At 74.4% G+C, this 17,340-nt stretch carries 16 protein-coding genes and 1 pseudogene; 7 read left to right on the top strand and 10 right to left on the bottom strand.

Features of this window, described 5'->3' with window-relative positions:
* Positions 1-198: 198 nt before the first annotated feature.
* The 3 genes from GCE86_RS02110 to GCE86_RS02100 all read right to left on the bottom strand — a co-directional run bounded on the left by GCE86_RS02110 (position 199) and on the right by GCE86_RS02100 (position 3,022).
* Positions 199-1,932, bottom strand: coding sequence for a DEAD/DEAH box helicase (locus GCE86_RS02110; RefSeq protein WP_154225335.1), 1,734 nt, complete (start codon positions 1,930-1,932; stop codon positions 199-201).
* 180 nt (positions 1,933-2,112) lie between these two features.
* Positions 2,113-2,763: a trimeric intracellular cation channel family protein gene (locus GCE86_RS02105; RefSeq protein ID WP_154225334.1), complete on the bottom strand. Its 651-nt coding sequence runs from the start codon at positions 2,761-2,763 to the stop codon at positions 2,113-2,115.
* 40 nt (positions 2,764-2,803) lie between these two features.
* Complete coding sequence (locus GCE86_RS02100) at positions 2,804-3,022, bottom strand: DUF3039 domain-containing protein (protein WP_030502976.1); 219 nt, start codon at positions 3,020-3,022, stop codon at positions 2,804-2,806.
* Between the two features lie 88 nt (positions 3,023-3,110).
* On the opposite strand from GCE86_RS02100, the gene GCE86_RS02095 reads away from it, so the two are divergent.
* A complete protein-coding gene (locus GCE86_RS02095) occupies positions 3,111-4,046 on the top strand; it encodes a pseudouridine-5'-phosphate glycosidase (protein ID WP_154225333.1) in 936 nt (311 codons plus the stop codon).
* Positions 4,043-4,939 (top strand): carbohydrate kinase family protein, encoded by an 897-nt coding sequence (locus tag GCE86_RS02090; protein WP_154225332.1) that lies wholly within the window; start codon positions 4,043-4,045, stop codon positions 4,937-4,939. Before GCE86_RS02095 ends, GCE86_RS02090 begins: the two co-directional genes overlap by 4 nt.
* A gap of 102 nt (positions 4,940-5,041) precedes the next feature.
* Here the strand turns inward: GCE86_RS02090 and GCE86_RS02085 are convergent, their stop codons facing one another.
* Positions 5,042-5,398, bottom strand: coding sequence for a DUF3099 domain-containing protein (locus GCE86_RS02085; RefSeq protein WP_154225331.1), 357 nt, complete (start codon positions 5,396-5,398; stop codon positions 5,042-5,044).
* A gap of 107 nt (positions 5,399-5,505) precedes the next feature.
* Here GCE86_RS02085 and GCE86_RS02080 point away from each other — a divergent pair, with 107 nt between their 5' ends.
* A complete protein-coding gene (locus GCE86_RS02080; RefSeq protein WP_244317147.1) occupies positions 5,506-5,817 on the top strand; it encodes a hypothetical protein in 312 nt (103 codons plus the stop codon).
* Positions 5,807-6,118 carry a hypothetical protein gene (locus tag GCE86_RS02075; protein WP_154225329.1) on the top strand — a complete coding sequence of 104 codons (312 nt, stop codon included), beginning with the start codon at positions 5,807-5,809 and terminating at the stop codon, positions 6,116-6,118. The genes GCE86_RS02080 and GCE86_RS02075 overlap by 11 nt, the downstream gene beginning before the upstream one ends.
* 3 nt (positions 6,119-6,121) lie before the next feature.
* Here the strand turns inward: GCE86_RS02075 and GCE86_RS02070 are convergent, their stop codons facing one another.
* The 4 genes and pseudogenes from GCE86_RS02070 to GCE86_RS02055 all read right to left on the bottom strand — a co-directional run.
* A complete protein-coding gene (locus GCE86_RS02070) occupies positions 6,122-7,354 on the bottom strand; it encodes a low temperature requirement protein A (protein ID WP_154225328.1) in 1,233 nt (410 codons plus the stop codon).
* 73 nt (positions 7,355-7,427) lie between these two features.
* Positions 7,428-8,627 carry a low temperature requirement protein A gene (locus GCE86_RS02065; RefSeq protein ID WP_154225327.1) on the bottom strand — a complete coding sequence of 400 codons (1,200 nt, stop codon included), beginning with the start codon at positions 8,625-8,627 and terminating at the stop codon, positions 7,428-7,430.
* A 62-nt stretch (positions 8,628-8,689) separates the two neighbouring features.
* Positions 8,690-9,274 (bottom strand): HhH-GPD-type base excision DNA repair protein, encoded by a 585-nt coding sequence (locus tag GCE86_RS02060; protein WP_154225326.1) that lies wholly within the window; start codon positions 9,272-9,274, stop codon positions 8,690-8,692.
* A 115-nt stretch (positions 9,275-9,389) separates the two neighbouring features.
* Positions 9,390-10,604, bottom strand: a pseudogene (locus GCE86_RS02055) (S8 family peptidase); the annotation flags it as partial.
* 185 nt (positions 10,605-10,789) lie between these two features.
* Between GCE86_RS02055 and GCE86_RS02050 the strand changes: the two are divergent.
* Together GCE86_RS02050 and dtd are read left to right on the top strand one after the other, a co-directional pair.
* Positions 10,790-12,274, top strand: a complete 1,485-nt coding sequence (locus GCE86_RS02050) for a DUF7782 domain-containing protein (protein WP_208818062.1) — start codon at positions 10,790-10,792, stop codon at positions 12,272-12,274.
* Complete coding sequence (dtd, locus tag GCE86_RS02045) at positions 12,274-12,696, top strand: D-aminoacyl-tRNA deacylase (protein WP_154225324.1); 423 nt, start codon at positions 12,274-12,276, stop codon at positions 12,694-12,696. Before GCE86_RS02050 ends, dtd begins: the two co-directional genes overlap by 1 nt.
* 4 nt (positions 12,697-12,700) lie before the next feature.
* On the opposite strand, the gene GCE86_RS02040 is transcribed toward dtd, so the two are convergent.
* A complete protein-coding gene (locus GCE86_RS02040; protein ID WP_091269450.1) occupies positions 12,701-13,489 on the bottom strand; it encodes a sporulation protein in 789 nt (262 codons plus the stop codon).
* Between the two features lie 225 nt (positions 13,490-13,714).
* Here GCE86_RS02040 and sigB point away from each other — a divergent pair, with 225 nt between their 5' ends.
* Positions 13,715-14,701, top strand: coding sequence for an RNA polymerase sigma factor SigB (sigB, locus tag GCE86_RS02035; RefSeq protein ID WP_154225323.1), 987 nt, complete (start codon positions 13,715-13,717; stop codon positions 14,699-14,701).
* A 67-nt stretch (positions 14,702-14,768) separates the two neighbouring features.
* On the opposite strand, the gene GCE86_RS02030 is transcribed toward sigB, so the two are convergent.
* Positions 14,769-17,324: a bifunctional acetate--CoA ligase family protein/GNAT family N-acetyltransferase gene (locus tag GCE86_RS02030; RefSeq protein ID WP_154225322.1), complete on the bottom strand. Its 2,556-nt coding sequence runs from the start codon at positions 17,322-17,324 to the stop codon at positions 14,769-14,771.
* Positions 17,325-17,340 lie beyond the last annotated feature (16 nt).

The following is a 17,340-nucleotide window of genomic DNA, read 5'->3' as shown; positions in this document are numbered from 1 at the left end:
AAGCCGGCCGGAGGTCCCTGGGACCTCCGGCCGGCTTTTGCGCACCCACCCACCTGAACGCTCCCCCGCCCCGCGCCGCCCCCCGCCCGGTGATCATGAGGTTAGCGGCAGTTTCAGAGATCCACTTCGCCGCCAACCCCATGATCACCCGGATCGGGTGAGGGGGCCGGGGGCCCGGCGGGGGGACGGTGGGGTGGTTCAGAGGGTCTGGACCGTCGCTATGCGTTCTTCCAGTTGTTCGATGGTTGCCTGGGCGCTCGGCGGGCCTCCGCAGAGGCGGCGCAGCTCGGCGTGGATCTTGCCGTGGGGCTGGCCGGTGCGGTGGTGGCGGGCGGCCACCAGGGCGTTCAGCTGCCGCCGGAGGGCCACCCGGCGCTGGGCCGCACTCATTGGCGGCGGGGCCGCCGACGGGGCCGCAGCGGCCGGCTCAGCGGTCCGCTGGGCCGCCCTGCGCCGCTGCGCGGCGAGCTGCTCGGCCTGCCGCTTGGTGAGCAGCATCGAGACCTGGTCGGCGGTGAGCAGCCCGGGCAGGCCGAGGTATTCCTCCTCCTCCGGGGTGCCCGCCTGGGCGGCGGTGCCGAACGAGGCGCCGTCGAAGATCACCTGGTCCAGCTCGGCGGTCGCGGAGAGTGCGGCGAAGCGCTTCTCCAGCTCGCCGCTGGCCTGGTCGTCCCGCTGGGCACGCTCCAGCAGGTCGTCGTCGAAGCCGTCGGAGTCCTTCGGCTTGCCGAGCACGTGGTCCCGCTCGGCCTCCATCTCGCTGGCCAGGCCGAGCAGGTGCGGCACGCTGGGCAGGAAGACCGAGGCCGTCTCGCCGGGCCGGCGGGCCCGGACGAACCGGCCGATCGCCTGCGCGAAGTAGAGCGGGGTGCTGGCGCTGGTCGCGTAGACGCCGACGGCCAGCCGGGGGATGTCGACGCCCTCGGACACCATCCGCACCGCGACCAGCCAGCGCTGCTCGGAGGCCGCGAACGTCGCGATCCGCGCGGAGGCGCCCTGGTCGTCGGAGAGCACCACGGCGGCCTTCTCACCGGTCACCTGCTCCAGCAGCTTGGCGTACGAGCGGGCCACCTGCTGGTCGCTGGCGATCACCAGGCCGCCGGCGTCGGGCATGCCGTTGTCGCGCAGCACGGTCAGCCGGGCGTCGGCCGCGCGCAGCACCTGCGGCATCCAGTCGCCGGCCGGGTCCAGCGCGGTACGCCAGGCCTGCGCGATGAGGTCCTGCGTCATCGGCTCGCCCAGCCGGGCGGCCAGCTCCTCCCCCGCGTTGGTGCGCCACCGGGTCTCCCCCGAGTACGCCAGGAAGAGGACCGGCCGGACCACGCCCTCGCGCAGGGCGTCGGAGTAGCCGTAGACCGAGTCGGCGCGGGAGCGGAGCAGTCCGTCCCCGCCCCGCTCGTAGCTGACGAACGGGATCGGGTTGTCGTCGGAGCGGAACGGCGTGCCGGTGAGCATCAGCCGGCGTACCGCGGGTTCGAAGGCCGCCTTGACGCCGTCGCCCCAGGTGCGGGAGTCGCCGGCGTGGTGGATCTCGTCGAGGATGACCAGGGTGCGCCGGGTCATGGTGCGCCGCCGGTGCACCTGGGGCGCCATGCCGACCTGGGCGTAGGTGACGACGGCGCCGTGGAAGTCGGCCGCCGAGTGCAGGTCGGCGTTGCGGAAGGCGGCGTCGAGCTGGATGCCGACCCGGGCCGCGGATTCGGCCCACTGGGTCTTCAGGTGCTCGGTCGGGGCGACCACGGTTACCGCCTCGACGGTGCCGTCGTTCAGCAGCTCGGCGGCGATCCGGAGGGCGAAGGTGGTCTTGCCGGCGCCGGGCGTGGCGACCGCCGTGAAGTCCTCGGTGCGGCGGCGCAGGTACTCCACCATCGCCTTGCGTTGCCAGGCACGCAGGGGTGGGAACGTGTCGAGCGCCGGCAACCGCGGTGCCACGCGTAGCTCCTCTCCGACCGCACGACGGCGGACCCCGGCCGAGGGCCACGGGTGCCGCCGCCCATGAAAACGCCCTCGCGCATCCGGTGCCGCGAAGGCCGACTCAGCATAACCAGCGGGGGCGTTCCGCCCCACTCGACGCCACGCTGGTCACATCCGCCCACCCCGCCGTGCGGCGGCTCAGAGCTGCGGTCCCCGGGCGCCGGTGCGGGGCGGCCGCAGCGCCGGCACCGGGGCGGACCAGCGCCGCCGCAGGGACACGAGGCGCAGCGCGAAGACGAAGACGGCCGCGGCGGTCAGCGGCGCCGCGGTCGCCGCACCGTACGCCGACAGCAGCGCCACGGCGATCGAGCCGGCGAGCGCGGCCACGGCGTAGATCTCCCGGCGCAGCACCACCGGGATCTCGCCGGTGAGCAGATCGCGCCCCAGCCCGCCGCCGATCGCCGTGAGCATGCCGATCATGCAGGCGCCGACGGCCGGCACGTGGGCGTCGAGCGCCTTGAGCGTGCCGGTGACGGTGAAGAGGGCGAGGCCGGCCGCGTCGAGCACCAGCACGGTGGTGCGCAGCCGCGCGAACTGGGGATGCAGCCAGAAGATGGCGGCGGCGGTGACCGCCGCGGTGACCGCGTACCGCCAGTCGCCGAAGGCCAGCGGGGGCACCTCGTCGATGACCAGGTCGCGGAAGATCCCGCCGCCGAGGGCGGCGACGACGCCGACGAAGACCACCCCGAAGAGATCGAGCCGTTTGGCCACCGCCGCGGAGGCGCCGGAGGCCGCGAAGACGGCCACGCCGGTGAGGTCGGCGAGGAGCAGGGCGGTGGAGGTGGTCACCGCCGCAGGTTACGCGGGCGGCCGGAGCGGCCGCCCGGGATCACTCGGCGTACGAGTCGTAGATCTCCTTGCACTTGGGGCAGACCGGGGAACCCGGCTTGGCCGCCTTGGTGACCGGGAACGTCTCGCCGCACAGGGCCACCACGAAGGTGCCCATGACGGCGCTCTCCGCGATCTTCTCCTTGCGGACGTAGTGGAACATCTCCGGGCCGGTGTCGGCGTCCTTCAGCTCGGGACGCTCGAGAACCTCTGTACTCACGACTACACCTCCAACGGTCCAGTTTTGCAGGTCGATCCGGCCCGGTCCACCTGGGCCCGCGCCGGAGGCGGCCCGTACCGTAGCCGAAGTGACCAACTTTCACATCAGTCTCGGCACCGAGGTGGCCGACGCCCTGCGCGACGGGCGTCCGGTCGTCGCCCTGGAGAGCACCATCGTCTCGCACGGCCTGCCCCGGCCGGACAATCTTCGCGTCGCGCGGCAGATCGAGCAGGCGGTCCGGGACGCGGGGGCCGTCCCGGCCACCATCGGCATGGTCGCCGGTGAGCTGATCGTGGGGCTGGACGACGCCCAGCTCACCCGCCTCGCCACCGTCGACGGGGTGAGCAAGCTCTCCGTCCGCGATCTCGCCGTGGCGGCGGCGACCGGCGCCGACGGCGCCACCACCGTCGCGGCGACCAGCGCGGTGGCCGCGGCGGCGGGGATCGGCGTCTTCGCCACCGGCGGGCTCGGCGGAGTGCACCGGGAGGCGGCACAGACCTTCGACGAGTCGGCCGACCTGGTCACCCTGGCCCGGACCCCGATCGCCGTGGTCTGCGCCGGCGTGAAGTCGATCCTCGACGTGGGCGCCACCCTGGAACGGCTGGAGACCCTCGGGGTCGGCGTGGTGGGCTACCGCACCCGCCGCTTCCCCGGCTTCTACCTGACCGACGCCGGCTTCGACCTGGACTGGTCGGTGGAGTCGCCGGAGCAGGCGGCCGACGTGCTGACCGCCCGGCGGGAGCAGGGCGTGCACTCCGGCGGGCTCATCGTGGCCAACCCGCTGCCGGTGGACGAGCAGCTCGACCCGGCACTGCACGACCGCACCCTGGCCGCGGGCCTGGAGATGCTGGCCAGCGACGGGGTGACCGGCAAGGCCGTGACCCCGTTCCTGCTGGCCCACTTCCACTCCGCCACCGAGGGCGCGAGCCTGGCCGTGAACGTGCGGATCATCCTGCGCAACGCCGACCTGGCGGCGCGGATCGCGGTCGCCGCGGCGGCCCGCCGCACCGCCACCTCGGCATGAGCACCGGGCCGCGCATCGTCGTCGTCGGCGACGTGATCACCGACGTGCTCGCGGTGCTCTCCGGCCCCCTCGCCACCGGCTCGGACACCGCGGCCGGGATCCGGTTCAGCGGCGGCGGCCAGGCGGCCAACACCGCGGCCTGGCTCGCCGGCCAGGGGGCGGCCGTCACGCTGGTCGCCGCGGTCGGCGACGACGAGACGGGGCGCGAGCGGGTCGCCGAACTGGAGCGGGTCGGGGTGACCTGTGCCGTGGAGCGCCACGAGGGCTACCCGACCGGCACCGTCATCGTGCTCACCCACGACGGGGAGCGCACCATGGTCAGCCAGCGCGGGGCGAACCTGCGGCTGACCACCGCGCACGTCGACCGGGCCGTCGCGGCGGCGCCCGACGCCGGGCACCTGCACCTGTCCGCGTACACCCTGCTGGACGTCGGGTCGCGCGGCGCGGGCCTGCGCGCGCTGGCCGCCGCCCGCGAGCGCGGGCTCACCACCAGCGTCGACGCGGCCTCCGCGGCGCCGCTGCGGCGGGTCGGCACGGCGTTCCTGACCTGGGTACGCGACGTCGACCTGCTGCTGGTCAACACGGACGAGGCGACGGTGCTGGCCGGCGGGCTGGACCCGGCGGCGCAGGCGCGGGCGCTGACCTCGGTGGCCCGGCGGGTGGTGGTGAAGCGGGGCGCGGCCGGCGCGGTCTGGGTGGACCGGACCGGGCTGGTGGAGACGGCCCCGGCGCCCGGGGTGGCCGTGGTGGACGTGACCGGGGCGGGCGACGCCTTCGCCGCCGGCCTGCTCACGGCCTGGCTGGAAGGCGGCAACCCCCGAACCGCCCTGGCCCGGGCCGGCGACCTGGGCGCCCTGGCGGTGACCACGGTAGGGGCCCGCCCCCAGCCCTGACCCCCTCCCGCGGCGATCTTGCACTGGCGGCCCCGAGCACGTCCGATCTGGGCGGTTCTACCCGGGCGCGACGTGCAAGATCGCGGCGGAGGGTGGACCGGGTCAGGGTTCGGCGTCGATGACCTTGTGGGGGCGCTCCTCGGCGGACAGCGCCATGGGCGGGGTCTCGTCGCGGTGGCGGGGCTGGAACTTCCCGGCCAGCCGGTGCTCCTCCTTGGGCGGGCGGTCGTTGGCCAGCAGCACGGCCAGCCACGGGATGAGCACCATCCCGAGACCGCAGAGCGGCAGCCAGAGCCAGAGCAGCGGTGCATGCACGCCCATCAGGACCGCACCGATCACCAGGCACACGACCCGGATTCCCATCATCAGCACGTAGCGCTTCTGCCGGCTGGTGAGCTGGTCGTCCTGGCTGCGCGAGGCGTCGGTGATCAGGATCGGCTGATACGCCTGACGCTTCACCACGGACCTCCTCGAGGGGATTACGACTCATCCTGTCACCCCCGACGGCTGATCGGAGAAAATCGTGACGAGGCCGTCGCGTGTTACGCCCGTGGTACGCTCGCCGCGTGGGCAACCGGTTCAGCTTCTCCGACGAGGCGTTGGCCAACCTGCGGGTCTACGACGTCACGCCCGGGGAAGTCTGGGAGGCCCTGCACAGCACACGGCGGGTCATCCGGCACCTCGGGGACGACGTCATGGTGGTCTACGCGACCGACCACCGTGGGCGGCGCATCGCGGTGCTGCTGGCCGAGGCCGACGGCACCGACAACGACTGGGACATCCTCTCCGCCCGCGAACTGAGCGACGTCGAGGCCAAGCGCTACGACGACGCGGTGCGGAGGTCACGCCGACGAGGAGGCGGTCACGATGCACCGTAACGAGGCGACGAAGCGGTTCCACGACGGCGGCGACGCGCTCGCCGACCTGATCGACGAGACCCAGCCCGCGGATCTGCCCACCCCCGACACCGACGTGCCGATGGTCAGCCGCTCGGTGCGCCTCCCGCTCGAGACGTACGAGCGGGTCCGGGCGGCCGCCGAGACGCGCGGCATTGGGGTGACCACGCTCATGCGCCAGTGGATCGAGGCCGGCCTGGCCGACCTCGACGACTCGGCCACGGTCTCCCTGGCCGACGTGCGCCGTGCCCTGGCCGCGCTGTCCCGCCCCACCGCCGCCTGAGCGTCAGGCCTCCGGGCCGCTGCGTTCCGGCCCCTTCCGCCCGAGCGGGGAGGCCGACATCTCCGGTGGGCGGCCGCGGCTGCGCCGCGCGTCCAGCAGCGCCACGGCGGCCAGCACGGCGGCCACCAGGGTCAGGGCCCGCACGGCGGGGATGCGCGCCAGCAGCGGGACGAGCAGGAGCAGCACGGCCACGCCGAGGATCCGCGGCAGCGAGACCCGGCCGAAGATCTCGTACTCGAAGCGCGCCCGGCCGGCCAGGAAGAGCAGCGGCCCGCCGACCACGAAGAGCAGCAGGCCCGGTTCGGACCGGTGGAACGGCTCGGCGATGACCACCTCGTAGCCGACCGCCGCGGTGAGCACGCCGAGCACGATGACCAGGTGGGTGACCGCGGCCGACGTGCCGAGCCGGCCCGGCACGCGCGCCAGCCGCAGCGCCTCGCCCAGCAGGTGCCCGGCCCGGTGGAAGTAGATCCGCCAGAGCAGCGCGGTGGTGACGAAGGCGACCACGAAGGCGCCCGCGCCCTCGCCGGAGAACTTCTCGCCGCTGTACGTCACGCCGATGACCAGGATCGACTCGCCGAGCGCGATGAGGAAGATCTGCTGGTACCGCTCGGCCAGGTGCTCGCCGGCGATCCGCCAGCCGAGGATCGGCGAGGAACCCAGCCGGGGCAGCGGCCACCCGGTGAACAGGGCCGCGTAGTCGACGGTCAGGGCGAGGGCCCAGAGCGGCAGGCGCAGGTCGTCCGGGCCCAGCGCCCCGGCCAGCCAGACCGGCGCGGTCGCCGCCGCCCAGACGGCCAGCCGGAGCGGGACCAGCCGCCGTGGGTGGCCCCGCAGCGCGGCCGCGACGACCAGCGGCCGGCCGAGCATCACCGCCAGGTACGCGAGGGCGAACGGCAGCGCCCGCTCCTCCAGGGCCCGTGGCAGCGCCACCCCCATCACCAGGCTCGCGAACATGGTGCCGACCACGACGGCCTGGATGACGGTCTGTTCCGGCTCGTAGCGGCTGGTCACCCAGACGGTGATCGTCCAGACCAGCCACAGCACCAGGAACAGCAGCACGGTACGGCCGACCGCGGCGGCCAGCGTCCACCCGGTGGCGGGCAGGTTGTTGATCAGCCGCTGGGAGACCCGGGTCAGGGCGAAGACGAAGACCAGGTCGAAGAAAAGTTCCAGGAAGGTGGCACGCGCGGCGCTTCCCGGCGGGCGCAGCAGCGCGGCACCGCGTTCGTCCACCGTGCCACCCCCGTCCGCCGTCCTGGCTCCCAACGACCGGGGCGCCGCACCGGTTGCGCGCCCGACCGGCAACTCACATGGGCGAGGCGGGGTGTTCCGGCGGGCGGCCCCGCGCCCGCAGCGCGTCGGCGACGGCCATCCCGGTCAGCACCGCCGTGACGCCGGCCGCGATGCCGAGCAGCGGCAGCCGGCTCAGCAGCGGCACACCGAGCACCAGGAGCAGCAGGCCGATCACGCGGGACCAGGAGACCCGGCCGAACACCTCGTACTCGAAGCGGGCCCGGCCGACCACGAAGAGCGCCGGGCCCCCGACGATGGCCGCCACCCGCACCACGTCGGCGTGGCCCCCGGGCTCGGCGATGGCCACCTCGTAGCCGACCGCCGTGGTGACGATGCCGGCGATCATCGTGAGGTGGGTCCAGGTGGCCGACTGGCCGAGCCGGGCCGGCTGCCGGGCCTGGGCCACCGCCTCGACCAGCACCGAACCGGCCCGGTGGAAGTAGATCCGCCAGAGCAGCACGGTGGTGGCGAAGGCGTCCAGGAGGGCGATCCAGCGCAGCAGCGTGAAGTCGCTGCCGCTGAACCCGACGCCGGCCACGAAGATCATCTCGCCGAGGGCGATGATGGTGAACTGCTGGTACCGCTCGGCCAGGTGCTCGCCGGTCACCGTCCAGGCCGTGGCCGTCGCCCGGCCCAGCCGGGGCACCGGCCAGCCGACGACCACCCCCGCGTAGTCGATCAGCAGGGCCAGCGCCCAGCAGAGCAGCCGGCCGTCCTCCCCGACCAGGCCACCGCCGATCCACAGCACGGCCGAGACGGCCGACCAGATCAGGATCCGGCTGGAGAGGTGCCGCTGGAAGTGCCGGCGCAGCGCCACGGTCAGGTAGAGCGAACGGCCGACCTGGATGGCGACGTACCCGGCGGCGAAGCTCAACCCGTGCGGGCCGTACGCGGCCGGCACCGAGACGGCCATCACGAGGCTGCCGAACATGGATCCGACCATCACCGCCTGGATGGGCGGCTGCTCGGGGTCGTAGTGGCTGGTGGCCCAGGCGGTCAGCGACCAGACCATCCAGAGCGCGAGCAGCAGCACGAGGGTCTGCGTCAGCTCCAGCGGGAGGCGTCCGCCGCCCGCCGCCACGTCGTCGATCAGGCGCTGCGAGACCCGGGTGAAGGCGAAGACGAAGACGACGTCGAGGAAGAGCTCCAGGAAGGTCGCGCGGTGGCTGCCCCCGCCGCCGCGCAGGAGTTCCGCCCCCCGCTCGTCCGTCATCACCCGCCCGCCGTCGCCGCCTTGACGATCATGACAACGAGCCAGGGCGGACCCCGGTTGCGTCAGCCCTTGGCGGCCTTCGCCTCCGCCTTCATCCGCTGCTTGAACTCCCGGACCCGGCGCAGCGACTCGGGATCGGTCACGTCGGCCACCGACCGGTACGCGTCCGCGTCGCCGTAGCCGCCGGCCGCCTCGCGCCAGCCGTCCGGGGTGATCCCGAACCGCTTGCCGAGCAGGGCCACGAAGATCTGCGCCTTCTGCCGGCCGAAGCCGGGCAGCTCGCCGACGCGGCGCAGCAGGTCCGGGCCGTCGGCCGCCTCGGACCAGAGCCGGGCCGGGTCGCCGTCGTAGCGCTCGACCAGGGCCCGGCAGACCTCCTGCACCCGGGCCGCCATGGCCTTGGGGAACCGGTGCAGGGCCGGCGGCGTGGCGAACAGCTCGACGAGGGCCTCCGGGGAGTATTCGGCCAGCTCCCGGGCGTCCGGCTCGTGGCCGAGCCGCTGGGCCAGCACGTACGGGGAGGAGAACGCCTTCTCCATGGGCACCTGCTGGTCCAGCACCATGCCGAGGAGCAGCGCCAGCGGGCTGCGCGCCAGCAGCTCGTTGGCCTGCGGGTCGATGGGCAGCGAGAGCGTCATGCCCACCATCCTGCCGCTTCCGCGGCCGCCCGCCACGCCGACTCCCCGCGCCGGGTGCGCGGCACGGCCCGGTGGACAGGGGTGGGGTCCACCGGGCCGCGCGGCGGCGGGATCGTCAGTTCACGACGAAGAGCAGCCGGTTCGGCGAGCCGGAGCCGGGGTTGGTCACCTTGCCGGTGGTGGCGTTGGTGGTCAGGTAGCTGGTCACCTGCGCCGGGCTGTACCCCGGGTTGGCGCCGAGCACCAGCGCCGCCGCGCCGGCCACGTGCGGCGAGGCCATCGAGGTGCCGCTCAGCGTGCTGCTGGCGGTGTCGCTGGTCCGGTACGCGGAGACGATGCTCGACCCGGGGGCGAAGATGTCCACGCAGGAGCCGTAGTTGGAGAAGGACGAGCGCGCGTCGCTGCTCGTGGTGGAGCCGACGGTGATCGCGGCCGCGGCCCGCGCCGGCGACGAGTTGCACGCGTTGGCGCTGGAGTTGCCCGCCGCCACCGCGTACGTGACGCCGGAGTTGACCGAGTTGGTCACCGCGTTGTCGATCGAGCTGCTGGCGCCGCCGCCGAGGCTCATGTTGGCCACGGCCGGCTTCACGGCGTTCGAGGTGACCCAGTTGATGCCGCTCACCACGCCGGTGGTGCTGCCGCTGCCGGAGCAGTTGAGCACCTTCACGGCGATGAGGCGGACGCCCTTGGCCACGCCGTACCGGGTGCCGCCGACCGTGCCGGCGACGTGGGTGCCGTGGCCGTTGCAGTCGGTGTTGTTGGAGTCGACGGTGTTGGTGCCCCAGGTGGCCCGGCCACCGAAGTCGGTGTGCGTGGTGCGGATGCCGGTGTCGATGATGTACGCCCGGACGTTCGAGGCCGTGTTCGGGTAGGTGTAGCTGGCGTTCAGCGGCAGGTTGCGCTGGTCGATCCGGTCCAGGCCCCAGGACGGCGGGTTCGTCTGGGTGGCCTGGGTCGTCACCACCCGGTCCTGCTCGACGTACGCGACGGCCGGGTCGGCGGCCAGCCGGCGCGCCTGGGCGGGGCTCAGCTTCGCGCTGTAGCCGGTGAGGGCGGCGCTCCACACCGTGCCGACGCTGCCGCCGTAGCGCTTGGCCAGGCCGGCGGCCCGGTCCGGCACGGCGGTGCGGGCGGTCAGGCTGTTCGCGGCGCCGACGGCGTCGCCCTTCAGCACCACGAGGTAGCTGCCGCTGATGGCGTCGGGGGCGGAGGCGTAGCGGACGTCGCCGGTCGGTGCGGCGAGGGCGGGGGTGGAGGCGGCGGCGGTGAGGGCCGCGGCGGCGGCCGTGACGGCGAGCGCGCGCAGCGCGCGCCGCCGGGGAACGGACACGTCGGACATCGTCTGGCTCCCTACCGGGCGCGCCCGGGCTCTCGGTCACCGGGGACGCCCATCGGCGGATGTTGGGGCAGATGGTAGCCATACATCGATGAACATGAAAGAGATAACGGCCGATACCCTGAGCTGGTGGTATGGATCTGCCGGGTGCCGGCCGGAGGCGCGGCACGGCGAGGCAGGATGACGACGTGGACCGTCACGACATGCTGCTCTCCCCCGAAGGGGTCGACGCGCTGCGCACGGCGCTGGCCCGGGCGGGCTTCACCGCCAACGGCATCGCCGACCGGCTCGGCCCGCAGGCCACCGGGGCCGTGGCCCGCAACGACTTCCGCGCCGCGCTGCGCGCCACCGAGGACCGCGACCCGCTCGCCACGCTGATCCGGGTCTACATCTGCGACCAGACCGAACCGGAGCCGGCGGTGGCCGCCGCGCTCGCCCCGTTGACCGTCGAGGAGGCCCTGGCCGGGGGCCTGGTCGAGCGGCACGGTGCCGGGCTGCGCGCCGGGGTCGACCTGGAGCCGTACGGGGACGACTGGTTCGTGCTCGCCGACGTGCCGGCCAGCGCCCGGCCCGGCCGCCCGCTGCACGCCGAGCACGTGCTGGGCATCGGCGGGGCCACCCAGACGCTGATCGGCGCCACCGTGCGCCGGCCCGTCGAGACCGCGCTGGACCTGGGCACCGGCTCGGGCGTCCAGGCCCTGCACCTGTCCACCCACGCCCGGCGGGTCACCGCCACCGACGTCTCCGAACGGGCCCTGCGCTTCGCCGCCACGACCGCCGCCCTCAACGGGCAGGACTGGGAACTGCTCCGCGGCGACCTGGTCGCCCCGGTGGCCGGCCGGCGGTTCGACCTGGTGGTCAGCAACCCGCCGTTCGTGGTCGGGCCCGGCACCACCACCCACGTCTACCGGGACTCCGGCCGGGTCGGCGACGCGATCGGCGCCGAACTGGCCGCCGCCGCCCCGCACCTGCTCACCGAGGGCGGGACGATGCAGTACCTGGCCAACTGGGTGCACGTCACCGGCGAGGACTGGGCCGAGCGGGTGACCGGCTGGTTCGCCGGCACCGGCCTGGACGCCTGGGTCATCCAGCGCGAGGTGGCCGACCCCATGGCGTACGTGAACCTGTGGCTCACCGACGTCGGCGAGACGGCCGACCCGCAGCGGATGGCGGCCTGGCTGGACTGGTTCGACGCGCACAAGGTGGAGGCCATCGGGTTCGGCATCGTCTCGCTGCGCCGGGCCGGCCACGACGAGCCGGTCGTCCGCGTGGAGGACCTGCGCCAGCGGGTCGAGCCGCCGCTGGGCGACCGGGTCGGCGAGTGGTTCGACCGGCAGGACTGGCTGCGCGCCCGCGACACCGACGGGCTGCTCGCCGCCCGCTACCGCGCCGCCGACGGGCTCCAGCTGCGCCAGGAGGCCACCATGGGCGCCGACGGCTGGGCCGTGGACCGGCAGGTCCTCGCCATGCCGCACGGGCTGCGCTGGTCCGAGGAGATCGACCCGCTGGTGCTCGCCCTGGTCGGCGGCGCGGACGGCCGGCTGCCGCTGCGCGACCAGCTCGCCCTGCTCGCCGCCGCGCACGATGTCGCGCCGGACGAGCTGGCCGAGGCGGCCGGGCCCATCGTGGCGCACCTGGTCGAGCGGGGCCTGGTCGAGCCGGTGGCGGACTGATGCGGGCCGTGGTGCAGACGGTGGGCCGGGCGGCCGTGACGGTCGACGGCGAGGTGGTCGGCGCGATCGCCGACGGCCTGCTGGTGCTGCTCGGCGTGACCCACACCGACACCCCCGAGGTCGCCGCCACCATGGCCCGCAAGGTCCACGAGCTGCGCATCCTGGACGACGAACGCAGCGCCGCCGACACCGGCGCGCCGATCCTCGTGGTCAGCCAGTTCACCCTCTACGGCGACGCCCGCAAGGGCCGGCGACCGAGCTGGACCGCGGCGGCCCCGGCGGAGGTCGCCGAACCGCTGGTCGACGCCGTCGTCGACGCGTTGCGGGCCCGGGGCGCCAAGGTGGAGACCGGCCGCTTCCGCACCCACATGCTCGTGGAGAGCGTCAACGTCGGCCCCCGAACCCTCCTGCTGGACCTCTGACCGGTCAGAAGAACAGGCCGCGGCGGGACAGGGACTGGCGGAGCCAGCCGTCGAGCTGGGCGGTCCAGTCGGTACGGTCAGCCGTGGCGTGGTCGACCGTGAAGCGGCCGAAGGCGTCGTGGCCCTCGGTGAACAGGCCGCCGCGCTTGTCCAGCTCCAGCACCACGTGCATCTGGTGCGGGTCGGTGACGAAGGTGAGTTCGAGCTGGTTCATGGCGCGCGCGTACTGCGGCGCCGGGTGGAACTCGATCTCCTGGTAGAACGGCAGGCTCTGCCGCAGGCCGTAGATGTGGCCACGCTCGACGTCGGCCCGGGCGAACCGGAAACCCAGCCGCAGCAACGCCTCCAGCAGCCGTTCCTGGGCGGGCAGCGGGTGCACGGCCACCGCGTCCAGGTCGCCCTTGTCGACCGCCCGCGCCACCTCCAGCTCGGTGCGCAGCCCCATGGTCATCCCGTGCAGGTGCTGGCCGTACAGGTCGGTGAGCGGGGTCTCCCAGGGCACCTGGAAGCGGAACGGCACCTCGTACCGCTGCCCCGGGTCCAGCCGGAACGCGCCGGTCACCTGGGCGCGGCCGAACTCCTGCGTGGTGTCGTACTCCGAGTCGCCGCTCTCCACCTCGACCCGGGTCACCAGGCCGAGCGCGACGTAGCTCACGTCCACCGGGTGGTCCCCGCCGACCACCTGGATCCGGCCCTCCACCTGGCCGCCGGGGCGGCAGTTCGGGTTGGCCAGCACCGTCTCCACCGACGGTCCGCCCACACCCATCGCCTGCATGAGCCGCTTGAAGACCACCACGTCCTCCGATCGCCTGTGCGCCGCCGGCCCCGCTTGGCCGGCCGCTGGCACGGTAACCAGGCCCGGCAAGGCACAGCCGGCGTTCCGCCCGGATTGCTGTCGGGTCCCCGATCGCCTCACTCCCGTTTCACGCCCCGCCCGCCAAGCTGTTCATCACCGGCACCTCCGCGTCGCGGACGACACGGAACCGGTACGGCACGACGGACACGGGGAGAAATCGAGATGGCTCAGCAGATGATCGAGCACCAGGACATGGATGTCACCCTGACCGACCTGGACGCCACGGACGAGCGCGGCGTCTCCACGGACCTGGTCCGGGCGTACCTGAACGGCATCGGCCGCACCAAGCTGCTCACCGCCGCCCAGGAGGTCGAGCTGAGCAAGCGGATCGAGGCCGGGCTCTTCGCCGAGGAGAAGCTCTCCACCTGCACCCCGGTCTCCGCCGAGCTGCGCGCCGACCTGGAGCTGGTCGCGGCCGAGGGCCGCGCCGCGAAGGACCACCTGCTGGAGGCCAACCTGCGGCTGGTGGTGAGCATCGCGAAGCGCTACACCGGCCGCGGCATGGCCTTCCTCGACCTCATCCAGGAGGGCAACCTCGGCCTGATCCGCGCCGTCGAGAAGTTCGACTACACCAAGGGCTACAAGTTCTCCACCTACGCCACCTGGTGGATCCGCCAGGCCATCACCCGCGCCATGGCCGACCAGGCCCGCACCATCCGCATCCCGGTGCACATGGTCGAGCAGGTCAACCGGATGGTCCGGGTCCGCCGCGAGCTGTCGGTGACGCTGGGCCGCGAGCCCACCGTCGCCGAGGTGGCCACCGCGCTGGAGATCCCCGAGTTCCAGGTGATCGAGCTGATCTCGTACGACCGGGAGCCGGTGAGCCTGGACCAGACCGTCGGCGAGGACGGCGAGAGCGCGCTGGGTGACTTCGTGGCGGCCGTGGACCCCAACGCGGACCCCGGTGACACGGCCGGCGACGGCGAGCTCCGCAACGAGGTACGCATCGTGCTGGCCACCCTCTCCCAGCGGGAGCAGGCGGTGATCCGGCTCCGGTTCGGCCTGGACGACGGCCGGCAGCGCACCCTGGACGAGGTGGGCCGCGAGTTCGGGCTGTCCCGCGAGCGGATCCGGCAGATCGAGAAGGTGACGCTGCTCAAGCTGCGCGCCCCGGAGCGGGCCAACCGGCTGGAGGCATACGCCTGCTGATCCCCGATTCACGACCGGCCCCGGCGCTTCGCCGGGGCCGGTCGCGCGTGCAGCGGGGACCGGGGCCTCACAGGCGGCGCGGGCCGGTGTCGGGGCGGGGCGCCTCCGCGCCGGTGCGCACGGTGGCGTGCAGCACCGAGATGCCGTCCGGCCGGGCGAGCACCGGGTTGAGGCTGAGCGACCGGACCCGGGGCTGCTCGTCGGCGAGCCGGCCGACCCGCAGCAGCAGGTCCACCAGGGCGTCCCGGTCCACCGGCGCGGCGCCCCGGTGGCCGCGCAGCAGCGGCGCGGCCCGGGGCTCGTCGACCAGCTCGGCGGCGTCCCGGTCGGTCAGCGGCACCGCCCGCCAGGCCCGGTCACCCAGCAGTTCGGTGGCCACACCGCCCAGGCCGAAGCCCACCACCGGCCCGAACGCCGGATCCTCCACCAGCTCCACCACGCAGGCCACCCCGGGCGGGACCATCGGCTGCACCAGCACCTCCGGGCCGAAGACCGGGGCCGTCTCGGCGTACGCGCGGCGCAGCGCCGCGGCGTCGGCCAGGTCGAGCCGGACCGCGCCGAGGTCGAGGCGGTGCCGCAGCCCCGGGGCGGCCGCCTTGAGCGCGACGGGCCAGCCGAGCCGCTCGGCCGCCGCCACCGCCTCGTCGGCCGATCCCGCCGGGGCCGACTCCACCACGTCGATCCCGTACGCCCGCAGCAGCGCCGCCGGATCGGCGCCCTCGGGGCGCAGCGCGGACTGCCCGGCCACCCGGTCCACCCGGTCCAGCTCCGGCAGCACGCCGGGCGGGCGGCGCAGCCAGTCGGCGTAGGCGGTGACCCGGGCCAGGGCCCGGACCGCCTCCTCCACGCTCGGGTACGCGGGCACCCCGGCGGGCACCCGGCCGGCGAGGAAGGTCGCCACCACGGGCTTGCCGGTGGTCCGCGCGTCCGGCAGGGCGGCCGTGAAGTCCGCCTCCGGGTCGGTGAGCTGGCCGGGCAGCGGCGGGGCGAAGACCGCCACCACGGCGTCCACCCGCTCGTCGGCGGCGGAGGCGGCCAGCGCGCCGGCGTACGCGGCGGCGGTGGCCCGGGGGCCGACGTCGTGCGGGTACCCGTCGGCCACGGTGAGGCCCTGGGCCGCGCAGGCGGTGGCGGCCAGCCCGGTCAGCGCCGAGGAGTTGCCCACCACGGCCACCCGGCGGCCCGCCGGCAACGGCTGGTGGGCCAGGAGCACGCCGACGTCGAGCAGTTCGGCGACGGTGTCCACCCGGATCACCCCGGACTGGGCGAAGAGCGCGCTGACCGCCGCGGCGTCCAGGGCCGGCGCGTCGCCGACCCCCGGCGGGCGGGCCAGCGAGGCGAGCGCCACCACCGGCTTGCTCCGGCCGATCCGCCGGGCCAGCCGGGCGAACTTGCGCGGGTTGCCGAACGTCTCCAGATAGAGCGTGATGACGTCGGTGCCCGGGTCGTCCTGCCAGTACTGGAGCAGGTCGTTGCCGGACACGTCGGCGCGGTTGCCGGCGGAGACGAAGCTCGACAGGCCGAGCCCGCGCCGGGACGCCTCGGCGAGCAGGGCCACCCCGAACGCGCCGGACTGGCTGAAGACGCCCACCCGCCCGGGGGCCGGCAGCACCGGCGCGAGGGTGGCGTTGAGGCGTACCGCCGGGTCGGTGTTGGCCACACCCAGGCAGTTCGGGCCGACCACCCGCATGCCGGCCAGGTGGGCGGCGCGGACCAGGGCGCGCTGCGCGGCCGCCCCCGCCGGGCCGGACTCGGCGAACCCGGCGGAGACCACCACCAGCCCGTGCGCGCCGGCCTTCGCGGCGTCGGCCACCACTTCGGTCACCGCCTCGGGGGCGACAGCCACCACGGCCAGGTCGACGGCCTCGCCGGCGTCGGCCGCCGACGGGTACGCGGGCAGCCCCGCCACGGTCGCCGCGGTCGGGTGCACGGGGACGAGCGCGCCGGTGAACCCGCCGTCGCGCAGGTGCCCCAGCAGGGCCGCGCCGACACCCTGGCCGGTGGTGCTGGCGCCGTAGACGGCGATGCCGCGCGGGGCGAGCAGCCGGGCGATCGAGCGGGCCTCGGTGCGGTGCTCCCGGCCGCGCTGCACCTCCAGGGTCGCCTCGGTGGGGGCGATCGGAAAGTTCAGGTGCACCACGCCGTCGGCGTACTGGCGCTGGACCTGGTAGCCGAAGTCGGAGAACACCCGCAGCATCGCACCGTTGGCCGGGAGCACCTCGGCGACGAAGTGCACGATGCCGTACCGCCGGGCCGCGTCGGCCAGGTGCTCCAGCAGCACCGACCCGATGCCCCGGCCCTGGTACGCGTCCTCCACCACGAAGGCCACCTCGGCCTCCGGCGAGCCGGGGCCGAGCCGCTCGTACCGGCCGACGGCGACGATCCGGTCGCCGGCCAGCACCACGAACGCCTCCCGGTCGCGGTGGTCCACCACGACGAACCGCTGGAGGTCCCGCTCCGGGATCCGCGGGTACGGCGAGAAGTAGCGCAGGTAACGGGTGCGCTCGGAGAAGCGCGCGTGCATCGCCACGATCGCGGCGGCGTCGTCCGGGCGGATCTGCCGCAGCTGGACGGTCGTGCCGTCGCTGAGCAGCACGTCCAGCGGTTGCTCGACAGTGGTCACCGGCCGGTCCTCCCCC

Origin of the sequence: Micromonospora terminaliae (genome assembly GCF_009671205.1) — a bacterium.
In the GTDB taxonomy this organism is placed as follows: Bacteria; Actinomycetota; Actinomycetes; order Mycobacteriales; family Micromonosporaceae; genus Micromonospora; species Micromonospora terminaliae.
The sequence above is the reverse complement of the archived record's forward strand: the minus strand, read 5'-3'. Positions and strand labels throughout refer to the sequence as shown.

What these genes read in the sequence shown, in the direction of transcription:
- GCE86_RS02090 (WP_154225332.1), top strand. Translation starts at nt 4,043, where the DNA reads ATGAGCACCGGGCCGCGCATCGTCGTCGTCGGCGACGTGATCACCGAC.
- GCE86_RS02075 (WP_154225329.1), top strand. Translation starts at nt 5,807, where the DNA reads ATGCACCGTAACGAGGCGACGAAGCGGTTCCACGACGGCGGCGACGCG.
- GCE86_RS02065 (WP_154225327.1), bottom strand. Translation starts at nt 8,627, where the DNA reads ATGACGGACGAGCGGGGGGCGGAACTCCTGCGCGGCGGCGGGGGCAGC.
- GCE86_RS02060 (WP_154225326.1), bottom strand. Translation starts at nt 9,274, where the DNA reads ATGGTGGGCATGACGCTCTCGCTGCCCATCGACCCGCAGGCCAACGAG.
- dtd (WP_154225324.1), top strand. Translation starts at nt 12,274, where the DNA reads ATGCGGGCCGTGGTGCAGACGGTGGGCCGGGCGGCCGTGACGGTCGAC.
- sigB (WP_154225323.1), top strand. Translation starts at nt 13,715, where the DNA reads ATGGCTCAGCAGATGATCGAGCACCAGGACATGGATGTCACCCTGACC.